At 67.3% G+C, this 2,477-nt stretch carries 2 protein-coding genes; both read left to right on the forward strand.

What is annotated here, in order from left to right; all coding sequences use genetic code 11:
* Nucleotides 1-129 precede the first annotated feature (129 nt).
* Complete coding sequence (istA, locus tag ACWJI7_RS14160) at nt 130-1,458, forward strand: IS21 family transposase (protein ID WP_479938857.1); 1,329 nt, start codon at nt 130-132, stop codon at nt 1,456-1,458.
* A 41-nt stretch (nt 1,459-1,499) separates the two neighbouring features.
* Nucleotides 1,500-2,318 carry an IS21-like element helper ATPase IstB gene (gene istB / locus ACWJI7_RS14165; RefSeq protein WP_479938859.1) on the forward strand — a complete coding sequence of 273 codons (819 nt, stop codon included), beginning with the start codon at nt 1,500-1,502 and terminating at the stop codon, nt 2,316-2,318.
* Nucleotides 2,319-2,477 lie beyond the last annotated feature (159 nt).

A 2,477-nucleotide genomic window follows, 5' to 3' on the forward strand; every position in this document is an offset into this window, starting at 1 on the left:
TGTCAGGCGACAGCGAAAACTGGCCCAGATGCGACACGAAATCTGGCCCCCCTCTGCGAGCCACTGACCAGGGCCAACGCCCTGACCGTGGTGCTGTCACCTCAGGAGCAGAGCTCCCGGGATGCGGCGTTGGAAACTCCAGAGGAAGTCCAGGCGATCCTTGGCCTCACCGCAGCTGGCTGGGGCCGCCGGCGGATCGCCAAGGAACTGGGCTGCTCACCTGAAACCGTCCGCAAGTACCGGCGGCAGGGAAGCTGGGAGGCTTACGGCAAACCTCGGCGGATCGGCGTTCTCGATGGTCAGTGCGACTGGCTCAGGGAGCGGTTCCTTGCCCACAACAGCAATGCCGATGTGGTGCGCCAGGAGCTGGCCAGCGAGAAGGGCATCGCCGTGTCACTGCGCACCGTGGAGCGGGCGGTGGGGCCCTGGCGGCAGGAGCTGCGGGCCGCTGTCCTGGCAACGGTGCGGTTTGAGACGCCGCCGGGCAAGCAGTTGCAGGCGGATTTCGGTGAGACCTATGCCCGCATCGCTGGTGAACGGCTCAAGGTGCACCTGTGCGTGCTGACCCTGGGCTACTCGCGGCGGCTGGTGGTGCGGGCCTATCGGCACGAGCGCCAGGTCAACTGGCTGTTGGCGATGGAGGAGGCCTTCCGCCACTGGCGGGGGGTGCCGGCCGAGGTGCTGTTCGATAACGCCCGTGCCCTGGTCAAGGAGCACGATCCGGCTCGTCAGGTGCTGGTGTTCAACGAACGGCTCGATGCCTTTGCCCGCTACTGGGGATTCCTTCCCAAAGCCTGCCGGCCCTACCGGGCCCGTACCAAGGGAAAGGACGAGCGCGGCGTCGGCTACGTCAAGACGAATGCGGTGGCCGGCCGGGAGTTCGCCAGCTGGGAGGCGCTGGAAGCGCACCTGGAGCACTGGAGCCGGGAGGCGGCCGACGTTCGCATCCACGGAACGACCGGTGAACAGCCGGTGGTGCGTTTCCAGCGGGAGGAGGAGGCTGCCCTGCAGCCGTTGCCCCATAAACCGTCGTTCCTGGCGGAGCGGGAGCTGGTGCGGGTGGTCCACAACGACGCCTGCGTCGAGGTGGAGGGCAACTGGTACAGCGTCCCCTGGAAGCTGCTCAAGCAGCGGGTGAGTGTCCTGCTGCGGGATCAGCAGGTGCTGATCCGCCATGGCGACCGTGTCGTCGCCCGACATGAGCGCGTGGCGGCCAATCGGCGTCATCACTCCGTGCTGCGGGGGCACTGGGATGGCCTGGTGCCAGCGCCGCAGCAGGACTTGGCCGAACGGTCACTGCCCTCAGCGGATGGCGTCAGCTGCGTTGGGTCCGCCTCCACCACGTCCCCGCCCTGTGGGGGCGGAACGCGGCGGCGGACCGGCGTGATGCGCAGCTCAGAACTGGCCCGCTCCCTGGCGGTCTATGCCGCCGAGGTGGGCGAGGAGGTGGCGGCATGAGTCCTGCCAAAACCGGGCAACCGGATCGTCGCCTGCAGCCGATGGCCACGTCACCGCCGGTCTCCGCCCTGGAGCTCGACGTCATGCTCACCCGCCTGCGACTGACCGCGATCCGCGACCAGCTCGACAACCTGCTCGAGGAGGCGGCCCGCAAGGAGCTGAACCTGCGCGAGGCATTGGCCTGGCTGTGTGCGGCGGAAATCGCCCGCAAGGACCAGCGGCGAATCGCGATGGCGATGAGCATTGCCAAATTCCCGTTCGTGCGGACGCTGGAGGGGTTTGAGTACGAGGCCCAGCCCTCGCTCGATCCAGGCCAGATCCGGGAACTCGCCACCTGCCGCTGGGTGGCCAACGGCGACACCCTGCTGCTGCTGGGTCCGCCGGGGGTGGGCAAGACCCACCTGGCCGTCGCCCTGGGGCGTGAGGCGGTGAGCAAGGGCTACACCGTGCAATACGCCTCGGCGATGGAGCTGATCTCCACCCTCGCCCGGGCCCATAACCAGACGGCGCTGGAGAGCCGGCTGAGCCAGTACGGCAAGAGCAAGCTGCTGATCATTGACGAGCTGGGCTACCTGCCACTGGAGCCCGATGCGGCACACCTGTTCTTTCAGCTGATCTCCCGCCGTTATGAGCGCGGCAGCGTCCTGATCACCTCCAACCGCCCTGTTATGGAGTGGGGCGAGGTGTTCGGCGATCAGGTCGTCGCCACCGCGATCCTCGATCGGCTGCTGCACCACAGCCATGTGCTGACCGTGCGGGGCGACAGCTACCACCTGCGCGAGAAACGCCGCTCCGGTCTGATCAAGAGCAGCAGTGCGATGAGCACCATCCCTGCCACTGGGGACGGAGGGGGCCCATGAGCATCCCATTCCTCCCGATCCACCCCCATCCACATCCCCAACGACTGATGAGCAAGACCTACCGGCGCCGGCTACGGCGTCAACAAGCCGGGGTTCGAGCCCCACAGGGTGGGCCAGATTTCGTGTCGCCGGAGGACCAATTCCGGATGTCGCTTGACA

The sequence above is a fragment of the Cryptocyanus atlanticus LEGE 06306 genome (assembly GCF_056633155.1).

What these genes read in the sequence shown, in the direction of transcription:
- istB (WP_479938859.1), top strand. Translation starts at nt 1,500, where the DNA reads ATGGCCACGTCACCGCCGGTCTCCGCCCTGGAGCTCGACGTCATGCTC.